Consider the following 17,403-nt stretch of genomic DNA (forward strand, 5'->3'; position numbering starts at 1 on the left):
GAATCAGAGGTCCTGTTCGTAGCTGGCCCAGGCCACATGGGATTCGCCCAGCGTCACTTTGAGCCGTTTCAGCCCCTGGGCTTCGGCCCCCAGCGCACCGGACCGAATGCGCGCGGCCAGGCGCTGGTGGACCACTCGGGCCATGAATTCTGTGGTGGTGTTGTGGCCGCTGAATTCCTCGTGGTCGTCCAGGTTACCCAGATTGAATTCGGCAACCACGTCACGCAATTGCTCGCCGGCCAATCCGATATCCACCACCAGGTCGTCCGCATCCAGTTCGTCGCGATAGAACGTGACGTCCACGACATACGTCGCTCCGTGCAGGGCCTGGGCCGGCCCGAAACGTGGCGAACGAAAACTGTGGGCGATCATCATATGATCGCGAACGGTCAGGCTGAACATAAGCAGGTTCCTTTCATTCATCCATCAATAGATCACCCGGTGGCACAGCACGCCGCTGTCCGGTGCCGTCACAGTCGCCATGGCTGACGGCAGGTCCGTTAGACGGCACTCCGAATGAATCAACGCATCGAGTTCCGGCGCCTGCAGGAGTCTCAGCGCCAGCGCCATGCGCTCCCGGTAACTCCAGCGAGCGCTTTGCGCCGGCGCTATTCTGCCAACCTGGCTGGCGATCAGCGAGAGCCGTCGCGAATGGAAGGCGCCGCCCAGACTCAGTGGCACAGGCCGATCACCGTACCAGCTCATCTCCACAATACGCGCTTCGACGCCGGCCAGATCGAGCGCGGTTTCCAGGCCCTCGGGATGACCGCTGGCGTGGATCACCAGATCATAATCATCACGCCCATCGCTTTCGGCGCGCCAGTATACGCCCAACTGCTCCAGGATCGGTGCCTTGCCCGGATCCGGGTCGATGGCCAATACGCGGGTCCCCGGGATGCGCTGGGCCATCCAAGCCACCAGACAGCCGACAACGCCGCACCCAATGACCGCCACTCGGTCGCCGACTCGCGGCGTCGCATCCCAAAGTGCATTGACAGCCGTTTCCATGTTGGCGGCAAGGACGGCTCGCTCCGGCGGCAGCGCATCCGGCAGTGGCACCACCGCGGATTCAGGAACGCGGAAACAGGTCTGGTGAGGAAACAGCGAGAAAACCACTCGGTTCTTCAGGGAAGACGGGCCTTCCAGCACCCGTCCGACGTTGGCGTAACCGTATTTGACCGGATAGGGAAAGTCCCCTTCCTGGAACGGGCAGCGCATTCTCGAGTATTCGGATTCCGGCACCCGACCGTGGAAAACCAGGCTTTCCGTTCCCCGGCTGATGCCGCTGTAGAGCGTCTCGACAATCACGTCACCGGCTTCGGCCAACTGCTGACGGGAGACCTGCACCGGCCGCAATTCACCCCGCCGGTATCCGGTGACCCAGAATGCCCTGCCCTGGTAATCCGGTCGCACCCCTGTTTCTGCCATAGGATGTATCCTTAACGTCAATCCACCCCGCTCATAAAGGCGTAAACTGTGGTGAGATGCAAGGGATGGATTCCGACATCCAACGCGAACGAGGGCCCCGATATGTCCCATCAGCTCGCCGCCCGGATGCGGTGGCGCGTGACCGCCGAACTGGGTGCCGCCCTGTTCACCGTTGTCCTGGTGGCCGGACTGCTGGGTCACGCTCTGAGCCTGCCGAGCCTCTATCTGGCGTCAGCGTCTCTGATGGGCCTGGTGCTGGTCTCGACGGTTGGAATCTGCTGGTCCAGGACGCCTTCCGGACAACGCCCCCCGGACGACAGCACTCTCGGACCCGCCAATTGGGTTACGCTCAGTCGAGGCACGTTGGTCTGCATTGCGGCGGCCTTTATACCGTTCTCGCACTATGCTGCCCAGCACGCCTGGATCATCGCCTGGATCAGCCTGATCGCCCTGATCATGGACGGTGTCGACGGCGCCACGGCACGCCGCACCCAGAGCGCCTCGGCTTTCGGGGCCCGCTTCGATATGGAGCTGGACGCGGCGTTGATGCTGGTGCTCTGCGCGCTGCTGATAACGCAGGGCAAAGTCGGCCCCTGGGTTCTGACCATCGGCCTGATGCGCTACCTGTTCGTCATTGCCGGTGGACTGATCCCTGGACTCCGCGCACCGCTGCCCGAGAGTCGCCTTCGCAAGACCGTCTGCGTCTGGCAATTGATCACGCTCATGGTCTGCCTGCTGCCCTGGGTGTCCCGAGGCTGGGCAGTGGGCCTGCTGACCATCGCCCTCACCCTGCTTGTCTATTCCTTCGGCCGAGACAGTATCTGGCTGCTTGCTCACCACGATGCCAAGGAGACGTCCCGATGACACCTATGAGAAATCTATTCGCTGCCCTGCTTTGCTTCGGGCTGTTAAACACATCGGCTGCGGCCGAGCCCGTCAAGTACAAAATCGACCCGGACCACTTTTCGGTGCTGTTTGCCGTCAATCATCTGGGCTTCGACGACGTCCTCGGTTTCTTTCGGGAGGCCAACGGCGGGTTTACCTATGACAAGGACACCGGAAAACTGACGCAGGGCAAGGTGGTGATCAAGAGCAAGAGCGTCTTTACCAACCACAAGGAGCGGGACGAGCACCTGTGCAAAGCTGACTTTCTCAATTGCCGGAAATATCCGGACATCACCTTCCAGGTCACGCGGTTCGAGAAGAAAACAGCCACCACCGGTGTCTTGCATGGCAACCTGACACTGCTGGGACAAACGCACCCGGTCGCGCTGGATTTAACGCTGAACAAGGCCGGGGTCTATCCATTCGGCCACGAGAAGTTCACCCTGGGCTTCTCGGCGACCACCACGTTGCAGCGAAGCCAGTGGGGCATGGACTACGGCCTGAATCCCCTGATGGTCGGTGATGACGTCCGGTTACGGTTCGAGTTCGAAGCCTACGACGACAGCGGGCTGTTCTGACCCGGCGCTTTCCTCGCCTGAGGGCGGCAACCGATCGGCACCGCCCACAGGCCAGCCTTACCGATAGCGTGTGGTGAGAAGCGCCGTGATACACTGCGCGGCGTTTCAATAACCCACTCGGCTGTTTCACTGAATGAACCTTACTGACGCCAGAAAAGCCGATCTCCTGCTTGTCCTGGTTACCCTGCTCGCTGGAATCGGCTGGATTTTCTCAAAAGAGGCGGTCCTGCTGATGCCGCCGCTGCTGTTCATGGCCTGCCGCTTTCTGCTGGCCGGCGCCATTCTCTGTATCGCCGGCCACCGTCAGATCGCCCGTTTGTCGTTGGAGCAGCTTCGGCGTGCTGTGGGCGTCGGGCTGGTGTTTGGTGTTGCCATGAGCTGCTGGATCAGTGGCCTGTTCCTCACGGAGAACGTGGGCGAAGGCGCCTTCCTCACCAGCCTCGGCGTCGTCTTTGTACCGGTGATCGCGCGGGTCGTGTTCCGGGAAGCGCAACCGATGTCCACCTGGGTCGCCCTGCCCGTCGCGATTTCCGGGCTGGCGCTGCTGTCACTGCGCAACGGTTTCCGTCCGGAGCCGGGCCAGGTGCTGTTTGTTCTGGCGGCCCTGATCTTTGCATTTTATTTCACGCTCAATACCCGTGCCGCGAACACCCGCATCGTGCAGCGCAGAACCGGAGGTGAACGTCGCAAGGAGCGCGTGCCCGCCCTGGCCCTGACCGCCATCGCCCTGGTGACGGTCGGCGGGGTCACCCTGAGTCTGTCCGCGATCCGGGAGTCCTGGCTCCCCACGGTCCATCACTTCAATCCGATGATTCTGGTCTGGGTCGGCCTCTCGGCCATCCTTGGCACGGCGGGCCGCTTCTTCGTTCAGACCTATGCGCAGAGTCTGTCGATCAACAGTCATGGGGTTGTGATCATGGTTCTGGAACCGGTCTGGGTCGCTATCTTCGCGGCGGGTTGGTTCGGCGAGATCATGTCTGGCATGCAGGCGGCCGGATGCTCGCTGATTTTCGGGGCGTTGCTGATTAATCGTTGGAGTGCGGTGAGGAAGCTGATTCTAAGGCGATGACACCAAAGCTGCGGCCGAAGGCGACTGTAGGTTGATGTAATGGACTCCTCCCCTCCTATACGGCGTCGCGATGCGCCAAGATAAGTGTGCAAACATTTATCTGAACGAAGGGGAGGAGACCATGAAAAAGCATACGGTGATCGGCGTCGATTTGGCAAAGCAAAGTTTCGCCTTGGTGGAGCTCAAGCCCAATGGTCAGGATGGTTGGCGCAAGACGCTCAGGCGCTCCCAGGTCTTGCGATTCCTGGCTAGGCAGCCGTGTTGTACCGTGGCCCTGGAAGCCTGTGCTGGCGCACATTATTGGGGGCGTCAGATCCAGGCCTTTGGGCACGAGGTTCAGATATTGCCCCCACAACATGTTAAAGCCTGTCTGCGGGGGCAGAAGAACGATTACAACGATGCCTGGGCGATAGCGGAAACCTGCCACAACGGTCGCGTACGGACCGTGCGCGTGAAAACGGTGGAGCAACAGGACCAGCAGTTGTTGATCCAGCAGCGGCGGCAGCTGATTGGTGAGCAGGTCCGTTTGGGCAATCAGATCCGGGCGTTGCTGATGGAATACGGCCTGGTGTTGGCGAAGGGCAAGGCGTCCTTGGCCCGTATTCCGGAGCTGCTGGAGGATGGCGAGAACGAACTGGGGCCCCTCTCGCGCCAGATTCTGCAGCGCCAGTACCGACGCTGGCGAGCGCTAAGGGAAGAACTGGCCTGGTATGACCGTGAGTTGAAGACACAGGCCAAAGCCGATGATACCTGCTGCCGCTTGAGCGAGTTGCCGGGCTTTGGGCCCATTGTGAGTCAAGTGTTCAAGGGGTGGATCGGCGATGGCAAACAGCTCAAGCGGGGACGGGATGCGTCCGCAGCCCTGGGCCTCGTCCCTCGCCAGCACAGTACGGGAGGTCGCCATGTGCTACTGGGCATCAGTAAACGGGGCGACCGCTATGTCCGGGCGACGGTCATCCATGGCGCTCGATCGGTGGTGCAGCGCGCAACCCGGAAGGAGGATGCCTTGAGTCGCTGGATCAACCGTCTCGTACAGACGAGGGGCTATAACAAGGCGGTGGTCGCACTAGCGAACAAGTTGGTGCGCATGGCCTGGGTTATCGTGGCGCGCGGCGAGCGATACCGGCCGGCGGTGGTTTAGGAGGCCCGGCCGTAATACGGATTGTTTGAGATGGAGGTGTACCCACCCGAGGTTGCGAGGGCAACAGAGACGCGATGACAAACAGGTCAAACCGGCGTACTGAAAACCTGGTAAGCCCAAAGGCTGAAAGGCCGATAGGTTGAGAAGGACGGTACGCGCGCATAGACATCGAGGCCAGGAGCGCATCAAAAGCTCCGCAAACAGGCCGGATATATGGTAGCAACCTGTCCCTTCATCAAGCTCTGAAGCCTTGCAAACGGGGAGGAGTCCATATATGGGCTGACGCAGGAAGCCCAACATTCCGAGGCGCTCCGTAAATCAGCGAATGAACCGGACGGGACGCTAGGCTTCATCTATCACGCTTTGCCCGCTTAGGCGCCACGACGAAGAGGTGGTGTGATGCGGAAATTCCCGGGTAATCGCTGTTGGGCTTCCTGCGTCAGCCCAACCTACGGTATTGGAGCAAAGATATGAACCGGCTTTCCCAAGACACAAAAAAGCCGCTTGGACATCATCCTAAGCGGCTCTTTCGTAACGGAATTCGTTGGTAGGACCAGGCAGATTCGAACTGCCGACCTCTACCATGTCAAGGTAGCGCTCTAACCAACTGAGCTATGGTCCTCCGTCAACGGGGACGAACTATACTGATCCGCCCCCCGGGGGTCAACCGGTTTTTAAAGCCGACCCACAAAATTTTTCACGGGCGGTTATCAGACCCCGTAAAACGATCGATACCAGTCCACGAAACGCGCAATACCCTCTTCTACCGGCGTATCCGGCTTGTAGCCCACATCGTCGATCAGGGCCTGAACATCGGCGTAGGTGGCCGGCACATCCCCCGGCTGCATCGGCAGCAGGTTCTTGTCCGCCTTGCGACCGATCCGCTCTTCGATGATCTCGATAAACCGGCTCAGCTCAACCGGGTTGTTGCTGCCGATGTTGTAGATCCGATAAGGCGCGCTGCTGGTGCCGGGATCCGGGTTGGCACCGCTCCACTCGTCGTTCGGTTCCGCCACGTTGTCCAGGGTACGGACGACGCCTTCGACGATGTCGTCGATGTAGGTGAAGTCACGCTTGTGGTGGCCGTGATTGAACACGTCGATGGGCTCACCGGCCAGGATCTTGCGGGTGAAGATGAACAGCGCCATGTCCGGCCGGCCCCAGGGACCGTAGACGGTAAAGAAACGCAGGCCGGTGGTCGGCAGACGGTACAGATGGCTGTAGGTGTGTGCCATCAACTCGTTGGCTTTCTTGGAGGCCGCATACAGGCTCAACGGGTGGTCCACGTTATCGTGGACGGAGAACGGCATGGTCTCGTTGGCGCCGTAGACGGAGCTGCTGGAGGCGTAGACCAGATGCTTCACGTCGTTGTGCCGGCACCCCTCCAGGATGTTCATGAAGCCCACCAGGTTGGCATCGACGTAGGCGTGCGGGTTTTCCAGGGAGTAACGCACACCCGCCTGGGCCGCCAGGTGGACAACTCGCTCCGGCTGGTAGTCCCGGAAGACGGCATCCATGGCATCCCGGTCGGCAACGTCCTGGCGAACTTCGGTAAAGCCCTCGCGGCATGTCAGGCGCTCCAGGCGCGCTTCTTTCAGGCTGACGTCATAATAGTCATTCACGTTATCCACGCCGATGACTTCGTCGCCGCGGTCCAGGAGGCGATGAGCCAGGTGGGAACCGATAAAGCCTGCCGTGCCGGTGACCAGAATCTTCAAGTTAATCTCCCTGTCGGTAATCAGAAATCATGGATGGGATGGCGGGAGTCAGGCACGTGGCGACGTTCGACACATCCCTGTCCGCATAATCAGAACCCTGTCGGTACCTCGCCTCCAGCACACCCAATCAAATGGGCGTGGTCGGCTCTGCCAGGGTCAACCTGTTATAAAGCCTATTCTAACCATACCCATAAAAAAAGAGCGCCAGATGGCGCTCTTTTAATGCCGAATTCAGGCGCTGTTCAGAAATCCAGGCCGGCGCTGATGAACGGTCCACCCAGATCCACGTCCATGGCGTCATCGCCATCTTCATAGTCGATGCTCATTTTACGGTACCCGGCCTGCAGGCGCAGCACGGACAGGTCGTATTGCGCGTAGGCCGAGCCGTCGAGCAGCGAGTCGCCGCCATAGCTGACGCCGTTACCCTCAACACCGACGGACAAACCGGTCAGCGGAAGATCAAAACGGGCGGCCGCATACAGCATGGGAACGACCGCGTCGATCTTGGTGCGCGTCGCGTTGCCGGCCAGCGTGCGCTGTTCAACCTTCAGGTCGCCATCAAGCTTGCGCACGGTCAGGCCCGCATCCAGGTTGACCCAGTTATCCAGAAGCTCGTAATACATCGTCAAGTCGAGCTGGTCGATGTCCAGCTCGGAATGAACCGGTACGCCGGGAAGCAGATCACCAAAGCCATCGACCCCGACATTGCCGTTACCGCTCTGTTTGATCGCGGTGTAATTCACTCGAATGTTGGGAAGCACGGGAATCGGGTGTTCGAAAACCGCGGTCAGATTGACATTGTCGTCGCTGTCCAGATTCAGATCGTCGTCGACGTCAACTTCGTCACTGTTCTGGCTGGCGGTACCGGTCAGGTCGGAGTCCCAGTAGCTGACCTGGGCACCCACACCCACCACATCAGCCGCAGCCACGGAGCTAAAGCAGCCCAGGCCGCCCAGTAGTACGATGGCGGTTTTACGCATGTGTCACCTTCCTGTTCTTGATGTGTTGTCGGTGAATCAGGCCCGGCTGCCGATACCGGGCGACTACTCAGGGTCTTCAGTCGAACTGGATACCCAGCCGACGACCCACTTCCTCGTAGGCCTCAATCACTTCACCCAGGCCCTGACGGAAGCGGTCTTTGTCCATCTTCTTGCGGGTGTCCTTGTCCCAAATCCGACAGCCGTCGGGGCTGAACTCGTCACCCAGGACAATCTGACCGTCGGAACGGCCAAATTCCAGCTTGTAGTCCACCAGCAGCATGCCGGCATCGTCGAACAGTTTCTTGAGCACGTCGTTGACCTTGTAGGTCAGCGTTTTCATTTGCGCCAGATCGTCTGCGCCGGCCCAGCCGAAGGTTTCCGCCAGCGATTCGTTGATCATTGGATCGTGCAGCGCGTCGTCCTTCAGGAACAGTTCGAAGGTCGGCGGCTGCAGGGCCTGCCCTTCCTCGACACCGAGACGACGGCACAGGCTGCCGGCGGCGTAGTTCCGGACGACACATTCGACCGGAAACATGTCCAGCTTCTTCACGAGCGATTCCACCGGAGACAGGACTTTCTCGAAATGCGTCGGGATGCCGGCCGCTTCCAGCTTCTCCATAATGAAGGCATTGAAACGGTTGTTGACCATCCCCTTGCGGGCCAGCTGTTCCTTCTTCTCACCATCGAAAGCCGAGGTGTCGTCGCGAAACAGCAGTACGAAGCGGTCGGGATCGTCGGTGCGGTAGACCGACTTGGCTTTACCTGAATAGAGCGCTTCGCGCTTTTCCATTTTCTTTCTCCGGTGTGCGCGGCGGCCCCTGGGAGCCGCCGGATAGATTTTAACGATTAATAGAGATGCTCGAACAGGGTCGACAGCAAGCGGGCTGAACGATCGTCGCCGTTGTAATCCGGTGCGGTCTTCGTTCTCAGGTTCACCACGTTGCCTTCCTTGCGGATGCTGACAAGATAGGTGTACTCCGGTTTATCGGGATCTGCAAACCAGTTGAACCAGCCCGACTCCCGCTCTTCTTCCGTGCGGAAATCCACATAGAACTGACCGGCACTGCGGTCGATATCAACGACCGGAACCTGCGCCTCGGACAGCGAGCGGGTCACTTCAGACCAGGCCCGATCGAAACTCAAGTCCATCTCGATGTGGGGATCGCTGCTCTGGCCGGCGACCATCTTCACTTTCGGCGCGCTGGGAATATTGAGCGCTGCGCGGGAGTAGGACTTGGTGTCTTCCCGTTGTTTCAGGAAATCGCCCAGGTCAGACAGCAGCATGCGTTCTTCTTTGGCATCGGAGGTTTCCGATGGCCACTGCAGCATGCCGTCCGGACGCCCGTCGACCTTGCTCACGCGGAACTGGATCTCGGTGGTCTTGCGACGGACCCCCGGGGAAATCCGCGACTGCACCACGGTCAGCTTGTCAGGATTCTCATTGGTGATATCCAGCAGGTTGCGGGCCCGGGAACTGAAATCCGCCACTTCAGTCTGCAGCAGGCCAATCTGCGGGTTATCCCGCGCCACTCCGAGCCCTCTGTCGGTCAGGTAGGACGACACCATCGGCCACACCCGTCCGGGGACTTCGTTGACCAGCAGCCATATTTGCCCGTTGAGCTCCTCGATCACGTAGTTCTGGTCAAGGATTTCGGACGTCATATCAGGCGGATTGGGGATTTCAAACTCACCGGTCGCCACCTGATCACCCGTCTGGGTCTCGCGGATGGGATAGGCCGGCTGGATGTGCTCGCGGGTTTGCCAGTCTGGCACTTTGACGCCTTTGCCGGTTGGCGCGTCACGGTATTCATTGGAGCGGTCATGAATAATGCCGCAACCTGACAGCAGGCCCAGCATCAAGGCGCCCGCCATCAGGCGGGCCGGTCGGGTTTCAGAACGCATCAAACGACTCCGGGACGAGCCGCCTGGGCCCGCCCCCACCTGTTTGGATTGATTCAAAGGACACCTGCGCTGGTCAGCGCCTCCTCGACCTCTGAATGGAATTTCGGATCAAGGGGGGTCAGCGGCAAACGGATGCCTTCGCTGATCAGGCCCATGCGATGCAGAGCCCACTTAACAGGAATCGGGTTGGCTTCGAGGAAGAGCTTGCGATGCAGCGGCATCAGCTTCTCGTTGATTTGGGCCACCCGGTCCCGGTCTCCGGCGATGGCCGCTTCACACAGGTCAGCCATGCCCCGTGGCGCCACGTTGGCGGTCACAGAGATGTTGCCCTTGCCGCCGGCCAGCATCAGGTCGGCTGCGGTCGCGTCGTCACCGGAATAGACCACCATACGACCCTCAACCCGCTGGATGAGTTCCTCACCACGCGGAATATTACCGGTCGCGTCCTTGATACCCACGATGTTGGGGATATCGGCGAGGCGCTCGACCGTCTCGTTCATCATGTCGCAGGAGGTCCGGCCCGGTACGTTATAGAGGATCTGATCGACCGGTACGGCTTCGGCAATGGTCCGGAAATGACGATACAGCCCTTCCTGGGTTGGCTTGTTGTAGTACGGCACAACGAGCAGGCAGGCGTCGGCGCCCAGTTTGTGAGCCTCGGCCGTCAGTTCGATCGCTTCCCGCGTGGAGTTACCACCGGTGCCGGCAATCACTGCAATGCGACCATTCACCCGTTTGATAATATGGCCGATAACACGACAATGCTCATCCGGATCGAGGGTGGACGCCTCACCGGTCGTGCCGACGGCAACGATCCCGTGGGTGCCATTGTCCAGGTGAAAATCGACCAGGCGATCCAGCTCTTCCCAATGAATCTCTCCATCGGGGTGCATGGGGGTGGCCAGGGCGACGAGGCTACCAGTGATCATAATGACTCCGTTCGCGTAAAACGGTAATGGTAATTGCGGCTGACAACCGAAACAACCATTCTATATGACCGCCTGACAGACTTTTCATCGTAGAACCCATTGAACCATTCATTTCACAGCAAGGAGATGCCATGAGCACTGTAGAATTGAACCAACCGGTTCCGGATTTCACCCTGCCGGCCACCGGCGAGCAGGACATCAGCCTGTCTGATTTTCGCGGCAAGAAAAACGTTGTCATTTACTTCTACCCGAAGGACAGCACCCCCGGCTGCACCACCGAAGGCGGCGATTTCCGCGACCATCACAACGCCTTCGAGAAGGCGGACACGGTGATCTTCGGGGTCTCTCGTGACGGCATCAAGTCACACGAGAACTTCAAGGCCAAGCAGTCGTTCCCCTTCGAGCTGCTGTCCGACAAGGAAGAAACCGTGTGCAAACTGTTTGACGTTATCAAGCTCAAGAAGATGTACGGCAAGGAAAGCCTGGGCGTGGAACGCAGCACATTCCTGATCGACAAGGAAGGCGTCCTGCGCCAGGAGTGGCGCAAGGTGAAGGTGAAAGGGCACGTTGAAGAGGTCCTGGAGGCCGCGCAGGGACTTTAAGCCCTGAGCTGACGGCAGGCCACGCCTGCCGTCAGTATCCCGGACTACTCGGCAGCCCGCTTATCCTCGGGCGGCAACGAATAATGCACCGGCCAGGCTGCAAAGATGGCCTTCAGCATGGTGGCCAGAGGAATCGCGAAGAACACGCCCCACAAACCCCAGATACCGCCAAAGAACAGCACCGCGATGATGATCACGACCGGGTGAAGATTGTTCACCTCGGAGAAGAGGACCGGCACCAGCACATTACCGTCCAGCGCCTGGATGATGCCGTAAACCACCATCAGCCAGATGAACTCGCTGCTCCAGCCAAAGGCAAACAGGCCGATCATGGCCACCGGCACGGTCACCACCGCCGCCCCGATATAGGGGATGACGACCGACAGGCCCACCAGCAGGGACAGCAAGGCCGCATAGGGCAACCCCATCAACCGGAACGCCACAAAGGTCGCGCCACCGACGATGACGATTTCCAGGGCCTTGCCTCGCACGTAGTTGGCGCATTGCTGGTTCACCTCCGCCCAGATGCGGCGCATCATCGGACGCTGCTGCGGCAGGGTCGACGCCAGGGCCCGCACCAAGAGGTCGCGATCCTTCAGGAAGAAGAACACCAGGATCGGCAGCAGGACCAGGTAGATGAGGATCGCCATCACGTCGGGAATGCTCGACAGGGAAAACGAGACCAGCCACTGGGTGAAGTTGGCAGCCTCACTGGTGGCCTGCTGATACAGGTTGTTGATCTGTGCCATCGACACCAGATGCGGGTATTCCTGGGGCAGCAGCTCCAGATAGGCCTGCATTTCCCGGAACATACGCGGCGTTTCGCCAGCCAGCGACGTCAACTGCGACCACAACAGTGGCATCATGCCCAGCAGGAAGCCCACCAGCACGCCCAGAAAGAGCAGGAAGACGAGTATCACTGCCACCAGGTTGGGCACCCCGTGATTCGTCATTTTGGTAACGAGCCCTTGCAGGATGAAGGCGATGATCACGGCGGCGATCACCGGCGCCAGCGTATCCCCCATCCAGATCACGGCCAGCGTCCCGAGGATCAACAGCAGGAACAGGATGACCGCTTCATCATCCGAAAAGTATTTGTGGGCCAGCGCCCGGATAATTCTGACCATCAACCGCTCCGTCTAACGCGAATCGCCACAGCGTATCAGAAAACGGAAGATCCCCTCGGATTCTTCTGCCTTTTCCAGAACATGCTGGGTTAATTTCAGGAAAGACGGGATATCTTTAGCCGATCCCGGGTCTGTAGAGATAACTTCCAGGTTGTCGCCTGGTTGCATGCTATTGAGCTGGAGCTTGGTCTTGAGCAGCGGCATGGGACAACGAAGCCCGCTGGTGTCCAGAAAGTGGTCTGCCATAGTATCGGATACTTCCAAAGTCGCTTGAATCTGTCATGATCCACCGTGTAAACATAAGCGCACACCGTAAAAATCATACCATCAGGAGTATATCAGGCCCGCTATGAATCACGTGTTAGTCCCCCACTTTTGTCGTAAGGGACTCCTGGGGCTGACGGCAGGCCTGGCAATCTGCCTGGCGACAGCGACGCCCGTTTACGCCGAAGACAGCAATCTGCCCTCTCTGGGCGGCGTTGGTGGAGGCCTGATTTCCGAACAGCAGGAAGCCGCCATCGGCCAGCAGGTGCTGCAATCGATCCGCCGTTCCACCCCGGAGATCGGGGATCCCCTGGTTCTGGATTACTTGTCGACGGTGGTGCACCGGTTGCTGCCCTACGCCGCGCTGCAGAATCGCAACCTCAGCATGGTGGTGATCGATAGCGACGCCATCAACGCGTTTGCCGTTCCCGGCGGCGTTATCGGCGTTAACGGCGGCCTGTTCCTGAACGCCGAAACCGAGCAGGAATTCGCGTCGGTCATGGCCCACGAACTGGGCCACCTGGTCCAGCGCCATTTCGCCCGCCGCATGGAGCGCCAGGAACAGAACGCCCCCCTGGCCATGGCAGGCATGCTGGCCGGGATTATCCTGTCCGCGGTGACCAAATCCGATGTCGGCATTGCCACCATCGCCGGTTCCCAGGCCGCGGCTGTGCAGAATATGCTTCAGTACAGCCGCTCCAATGAGCGGGAGGCGGACCGCGTGGGTCTCGACATGTTGGCCGCTGCCGGATTCGATCCACACGGCATGCCGGAAATGTTCGAAATCATGATGCGCCAGAGTCGCCTGCAGGGCAGCGATGTCCCGGAATACCTCTCGACGCACCCCCTGACCCAGAACCGGATCTCGGATTCCCGCAGCCGCGCCAATCAGTACCCGTCCGAGGACTACCAGGATTCCATGGAATATCACCTGGTACGCGCCCGGGTGATGGTGCATTACGCCCAGACGCCCGAGAAAGCCGTTGAAATCTTTCAGCAGTATGTCGACCAGAAGGACGCCCTGCCCCCGCCGTCTGCACGCTACGGGCTTGCCGTGGCCAAACTGGCTGCCGACGACGCAACCGGTGCGGAGAAAATCCTGAAAGACCTGCTGAACGACTATCCCGGGCGCATCACCTTCCAGGTCACGCTGGCCGAAACGCTGACCCAGGAGAAAAAAACCGAAGAAGCCATCTCGCTGATGGACGATGCCCTACACCGCAATCCGGGCAATTACCCGATCCGCTATCAGCTGGCCGACTCCCTCTACGCAGGTAACCATCCCCAGAGAGCGGCCGAGGTCTACAGCAAGTTGGCCAACGACTACCCCGACAAGGCTTATATCTGGCTGAAACTGTCCGACGCCGAAGGTCAGGCTCGCAATATTGTGGGCGTGCACCGGGCACGGGCTGAATATTATCTGCTGATGGGCGATCACGAAGCGGCGATACGTCAGCTCCGCGAAGCCCAGAACAAGGCACCGCCCGGCACGCCAACCCGGGAAATCGTCACACAACGCCTGTCACAGATCACCCGGGCCTTGCACGAAGCACAGCAGTAGGAAGAGATTCCAAAGAAGAAGGGAATACCGGATAGCCCGCGTCAGCCATCCGGTTTAGCCACACCGATCAGGCGTTACCCGCCGCCTTGAGGTTCATCGAGGCGGTGAAGTCGAGCATCCGGCGCAGGGGCCGCAACGCCTCTTCACGCAGCGTCTCATCCACATGAATTTCCTGATCCCCTGTTTGCAGGACATGAAGCAGGTTTTCCAGCCCGTTCATCGCCATCCAGGGACAATGGGCGCAGCTCCGACACGTGGCGCCATTACCCGCCGTAGGCGCTTCGATCAGCGTCTTGTTCGGCGCCAGCTGCTGCATCTTGTAGAAAATGCCGTTGTCGGTGGCGACCACAAAGCGCTCGTTGGGAAGCGTCTGCACCGCATGGATCAGCTGGGATGTGGAGCCCACCACGTCGGCCATTTCCACGACCGCTTCCGGTGATTCCGGATGGACCAGGATGGCAGCGTCTGGATACAGCGCCTTGAGATCATCGACACCGCGCGCCTTGAATTCTTCATGGACGATACAGGAGCCGTCCCAAAGCAGCATGTCAGCGCCGGTGGTGCGTTCGATATAACCGCCCAGATGCTTGTCCGGCGCCCACAGGATCTTCTCGCCACGAGCGTCCAGGTGTTCAACGATGCTCTGCGCGCAACTTGAGGTGACGACCCAGTCCGCCCGTGCTTTAACCGCAGCAGACGTATTGGCATAGACCACCACGGTCCGGTCCGGATGCGCATCGCAGTAAGCACTGAACTCGTCGGCAGGACAGCCCACATCCAGCGAGCAAGTCGCTTCCAGCGTCGGCATCAGGACGGTCTTTTCCGGGTTCAGGATCTTGGCGGTTTCGCCCATGAACTTCACGCCGGCAACTACGACTGTCGTCGCGGAATGCTGGTTTCCGAAACGGGCCATTTCCAGGGAATCCGCCACACAGCCACCGGTTTCTTCCGCCAGGCGCTGGATGTCGGGGTCGGTGTAATAATGGGCGACCAACACCGCATCACGAGCTTTCAGCTCGGCCTTGATGGCGTCTTCAAGGCGACGTTTCTCGTCGGCGCTCAACGACCGCGGTTCCGCCTCATGGGCAAGATGTTCCTGTACCAGGATTCTGTCTTTGGCATTTACCATGAATTCTCTTCTCTCACCTGTCGCCCGACATGCCCCTTGGACCGCTCTTTGGCCATCCAGATCCGCATCGACCCTGCCAGCCGTGGATAATGCCCTGTAAATGGGGGCAAACCGGGATTATAGCAACCCTTGGAGCGACACATTAACGTCATGGTTGCATGATAAGGCAGTCGCCGGACGGTTCCCATACCTGAGCTTGCGCCCGGCGACCTGAAACGGCCATAACCACATGATCAGGCAAGAATTGCCGACCATCAGGCAATAAAAAAGGGGAGCCTTGGGCTCCCCTTTCAGGTGGCAGTGTAGCCTGCCTTGTTTGGTGGGTCGTGATGGATTCGAACCATCGACCAATTGGTTAAAAGCCAACTGCTCTACCAACTGAGCTAACGACCCAAAACGGTCTGCGATTTTCCCCGACGAATCAGGCTCTTATCGCTTGGAAGCCGCTTCAAAGCGCCTTCCTCAAATAGGTGGTGGGTCGTGATGGATTCGAACCATCGACCAATTGGTTAAAAGCCAACTGCTCTACCAACTGAGCTAACGACCCCGAACGAGGCGCATATGGTACGGATTTTTTTTCGCTTGGCAAGCCCCAGTTCCAGGAAATTTTCTGAATTCCTCAGAAAACATCAACCGCAACAAAAACCTGCTTACAAACCGACCAATGCGCCCCAATTTTGATCACAACTTCGTCAGATAATCCCGCGCCAGCTTCGCTGCGTTGGAATCCGGGTATTTCTTTGGCACCGACTGCAGAGTCGAACGCGCGTCCGCATCGTCGCCCATTCGCGCCTGGGTGACACCGAGCTTGTACAACGCGTCCGGCGCCTTGCGATGATCGGCGAACCGGGTCGCGACGATCGTGAACGCCTGCTTGGCCTGAGGCAGCTGCGGCTTGGCCAGATACACTTCCCCGAGCCAGTAATAGGCATTGACGGTCAGATCCCCTTCCGGGTGCTCCGAAATAAAGCCGTAGAGCTTGTCGATTGCCTGGTCGTAGGCCTTCTTGTCCCGGATGAGCGACTGGATCTCATCGTATTCGGCCTGCTCGGCCTGGGTCGGCGCGCGGTATTCCCGCGTTTTCTGGACCTGATCCGAGTCGTCACCACCCTGATCGGCTGCACCGGAAGCCCCCGCCGAAGCTTGGGCCGGCTGGTCCGACTGCTTACGCGACAACTCCAGGACGCGCTGGTCCAGATCAATGTAGCGCTGCCGGGACTGCTTGGAGAGCTGATCAAGCTTGTGCCGCTGTTCTTCCAGATCGCCCTGCAGTTCCTGCACCTGTCGACGCAGCTGCTGGATCATGAAATACAGCTCGGAACTGGCCTGGCTGTCACCCGACTGGCTCCGAGCCGCAGAGTCCGCATTCTGGTAAGCGGGAACCGAAGATTGCGCCAGGGCGCTGCCGCTCAGCGACAGCGCCACGGCGGCCATGAGAAATCGCCTCATGTGCCACACACCCTGTTATTGGTAGATCAATTCCACTCGACGGTTCTGGGCGTACGCGCTCTCGTCGTGACCCATCACAGCCGGCTTCTCTTCACCGTAGCTGATGGTTTCGATCTGGTCGCGCGAGGCACCATTCACCACCAGGAAGCGCTCGACGGCCTTGGCACGACGCTCGCCCAGCGCCAGGTTGTATTCCTTGGTACCGCGCTCGTCCGCGTGGCCTTCCAGGCGTACGCTGCGATTCGGGTTAGCTGCCAGGTACTTGGCGTGGGCAATCAGCACGTCGCGGGACTCGGACTTGATTTCAGAGGTGTCGAAATCGAAGTAGAACGTGGTGATCTTGCGCATGGCCGCCTGCTCTTGCTGGGCCGCCTGTTCAGCTTGTGCGGCACGCTCCTCGTCAGTCATGGTCTGAGAGGAAACACCGCTGGAACCTTCGCCGCCGTAGACTTCGCTACCGCCTTCCTGATCAACGGCAGAAACATCGGAGCCGTAAGCACCTTCTTCCTGCGTGCCACCGGTTGAACTACAGCCCGCCATGACGCCCATGGCAACCAGCAATGCGAATAACTTGGAATAGGTACGAATCATTGTCTTTTCCTTGATTGGTTTTGATGTGTGAGCCGCTGAACGCCGGATCG

18 protein-coding genes and 3 tRNA genes are annotated in these 17,403 nt (G+C 59.5%); 6 read left to right on the forward strand and 15 right to left on the reverse strand.

The window, feature by feature from the left end; all coding sequences use genetic code 11:
* Positions 1–3 precede the first annotated feature (3 nt).
* Positions 4–402 (reverse strand): 6-pyruvoyl trahydropterin synthase family protein, encoded by a 399-nt coding sequence (locus J3364_RS03330; RefSeq protein WP_349556696.1) that lies wholly within the window; start codon positions 400–402, stop codon positions 4–6.
* Positions 403–426: 24 nt separating this feature from the next.
* Positions 427–1,428, reverse strand: a complete 1,002-nt coding sequence (locus J3364_RS03335; protein WP_349556698.1) for a zinc-dependent alcohol dehydrogenase — start codon at positions 1,426–1,428, stop codon at positions 427–429.
* A 102-nt stretch (positions 1,429–1,530) separates the two neighbouring features.
* Between J3364_RS03335 and J3364_RS03340 the strand changes: the two genes are divergently transcribed.
* The 4 genes from J3364_RS03340 (at position 1,531) to J3364_RS03355 (ending at position 5,101) form a co-directional block, all read left to right on the forward strand.
* Positions 1,531–2,292, forward strand: a complete 762-nt coding sequence (locus tag J3364_RS03340) for a CDP-alcohol phosphatidyltransferase family protein (RefSeq protein WP_349556699.1) — start codon at positions 1,531–1,533, stop codon at positions 2,290–2,292.
* Positions 2,289–2,891 (forward strand): YceI family protein, encoded by a 603-nt coding sequence (locus J3364_RS03345; RefSeq protein ID WP_349556701.1) that lies wholly within the window; start codon positions 2,289–2,291, stop codon positions 2,889–2,891. Before J3364_RS03340 ends, J3364_RS03345 begins: the two co-directional genes overlap by 4 nt.
* A 133-nt stretch (positions 2,892–3,024) precedes the next feature.
* Entirely contained in the window at positions 3,025–3,960 is a 936-nt protein-coding gene (locus J3364_RS03350) for a DMT family transporter (RefSeq protein ID WP_349556703.1), read from the forward strand.
* 121 nt (positions 3,961–4,081) lie between these two features.
* Positions 4,082–5,101, forward strand: a complete 1,020-nt coding sequence (locus tag J3364_RS03355) for an IS110 family RNA-guided transposase (protein ID WP_349556705.1) — start codon at positions 4,082–4,084, stop codon at positions 5,099–5,101.
* Positions 5,102–5,646: 545 nt separating this feature from the next.
* Here J3364_RS03355 and J3364_RS03360 read toward each other — a convergent pair.
* The 6 genes from J3364_RS03360 to dapA form a co-directional block, all read right to left on the reverse strand.
* Positions 5,647–5,723, reverse strand: a tRNA-Val gene (locus tag J3364_RS03360).
* Between the two features lie 88 nt (positions 5,724–5,811).
* Positions 5,812–6,819, reverse strand: a complete 1,008-nt coding sequence (locus tag J3364_RS03365) for an NAD-dependent epimerase (RefSeq protein WP_349556707.1) — start codon at positions 6,817–6,819, stop codon at positions 5,812–5,814.
* Positions 6,820–7,061: 242 nt separating this feature from the next.
* Complete coding sequence (locus J3364_RS03370; RefSeq protein ID WP_349556709.1) at positions 7,062–7,799, reverse strand: TIGR04219 family outer membrane beta-barrel protein; 738 nt, start codon at positions 7,797–7,799, stop codon at positions 7,062–7,064.
* A gap of 76 nt (positions 7,800–7,875) precedes the next feature.
* Positions 7,876–8,589 carry a phosphoribosylaminoimidazolesuccinocarboxamide synthase gene (gene purC / locus J3364_RS03375; protein WP_123634902.1) on the reverse strand — a complete coding sequence of 238 codons (714 nt, stop codon included), beginning with the start codon at positions 8,587–8,589 and terminating at the stop codon, positions 7,876–7,878.
* 56 nt (positions 8,590–8,645) lie between these two features.
* Positions 8,646–9,701 carry an NlpB/DapX family lipoprotein gene (gene bamC, locus J3364_RS03380; RefSeq protein WP_349556711.1) on the reverse strand — a complete coding sequence of 352 codons (1,056 nt, stop codon included), beginning with the start codon at positions 9,699–9,701 and terminating at the stop codon, positions 8,646–8,648.
* A 53-nt stretch (positions 9,702–9,754) separates the two neighbouring features.
* Positions 9,755–10,630 carry a 4-hydroxy-tetrahydrodipicolinate synthase gene (dapA, locus tag J3364_RS03385; RefSeq protein WP_123634900.1) on the reverse strand — a complete coding sequence of 292 codons (876 nt, stop codon included), beginning with the start codon at positions 10,628–10,630 and terminating at the stop codon, positions 9,755–9,757.
* Between the two features lie 131 nt (positions 10,631–10,761).
* Between dapA and J3364_RS03390 the strand changes: the two genes are divergently transcribed.
* On the forward strand, positions 10,762–11,232 hold the full coding sequence (locus J3364_RS03390; protein ID WP_349556713.1) for a peroxiredoxin: 471 nt from the start codon (positions 10,762–10,764) through the stop codon (positions 11,230–11,232).
* Positions 11,233–11,276: 44 nt separating this feature from the next.
* Here J3364_RS03390 and J3364_RS03395 read toward each other — a convergent pair whose 3' ends face one another.
* A complete protein-coding gene (locus tag J3364_RS03395; RefSeq protein ID WP_123634898.1) occupies positions 11,277–12,359 on the reverse strand; it encodes an AI-2E family transporter in 1,083 nt (360 codons plus the stop codon).
* Between the two features lie 12 nt (positions 12,360–12,371).
* Positions 12,372–12,605, reverse strand: a complete 234-nt coding sequence (locus tag J3364_RS03400; protein WP_123634897.1) for a sulfurtransferase TusA family protein — start codon at positions 12,603–12,605, stop codon at positions 12,372–12,374.
* A gap of 103 nt (positions 12,606–12,708) precedes the next feature.
* Here J3364_RS03400 and J3364_RS03405 point away from each other — a divergent pair, with 103 nt between their 5' ends.
* Positions 12,709–14,184, forward strand: coding sequence for a M48 family metalloprotease (locus tag J3364_RS03405; protein WP_349556715.1), 1,476 nt, complete (start codon positions 12,709–12,711; stop codon positions 14,182–14,184).
* A 67-nt stretch (positions 14,185–14,251) separates the two neighbouring features.
* On the opposite strand, the gene nadA is transcribed toward J3364_RS03405, so the two are convergent.
* The 5 genes from nadA to pal all read right to left on the reverse strand — a co-directional run bounded on the left by nadA (position 14,252) and on the right by pal (position 17,353).
* The gene (gene nadA, locus J3364_RS03410; protein ID WP_123634895.1) at positions 14,252–15,313 is read right to left on the reverse strand and encodes a quinolinate synthase NadA; all 1,062 of its coding nucleotides are present in this window, start codon (positions 15,311–15,313) and stop codon (positions 14,252–14,254) included.
* Between the two features lie 317 nt (positions 15,314–15,630).
* Positions 15,631–15,706 (reverse strand) — tRNA-Lys (locus J3364_RS03415).
* Positions 15,707–15,784: 78 nt separating this feature from the next.
* Positions 15,785–15,860 (reverse strand) — tRNA-Lys (locus J3364_RS03420).
* 134 nt (positions 15,861–15,994) lie between these two features.
* Positions 15,995–16,762: a tol-pal system protein YbgF gene (gene ybgF / locus J3364_RS03425; RefSeq protein ID WP_349556718.1), complete on the reverse strand. Its 768-nt coding sequence runs from the start codon at positions 16,760–16,762 to the stop codon at positions 15,995–15,997.
* A gap of 15 nt (positions 16,763–16,777) precedes the next feature.
* Complete coding sequence (pal, locus tag J3364_RS03430; protein WP_123634893.1) at positions 16,778–17,353, reverse strand: peptidoglycan-associated lipoprotein Pal; 576 nt, start codon at positions 17,351–17,353, stop codon at positions 16,778–16,780.
* Positions 17,354–17,403 lie beyond the last annotated feature (50 nt).

The sequence above is a fragment of the Marinobacter sp. NFXS9 genome (assembly GCF_040148665.1).
Classification (GTDB): domain Bacteria; phylum Pseudomonadota; class Gammaproteobacteria; order Pseudomonadales; family Oleiphilaceae; genus Marinobacter_A; species Marinobacter_A mangrovi.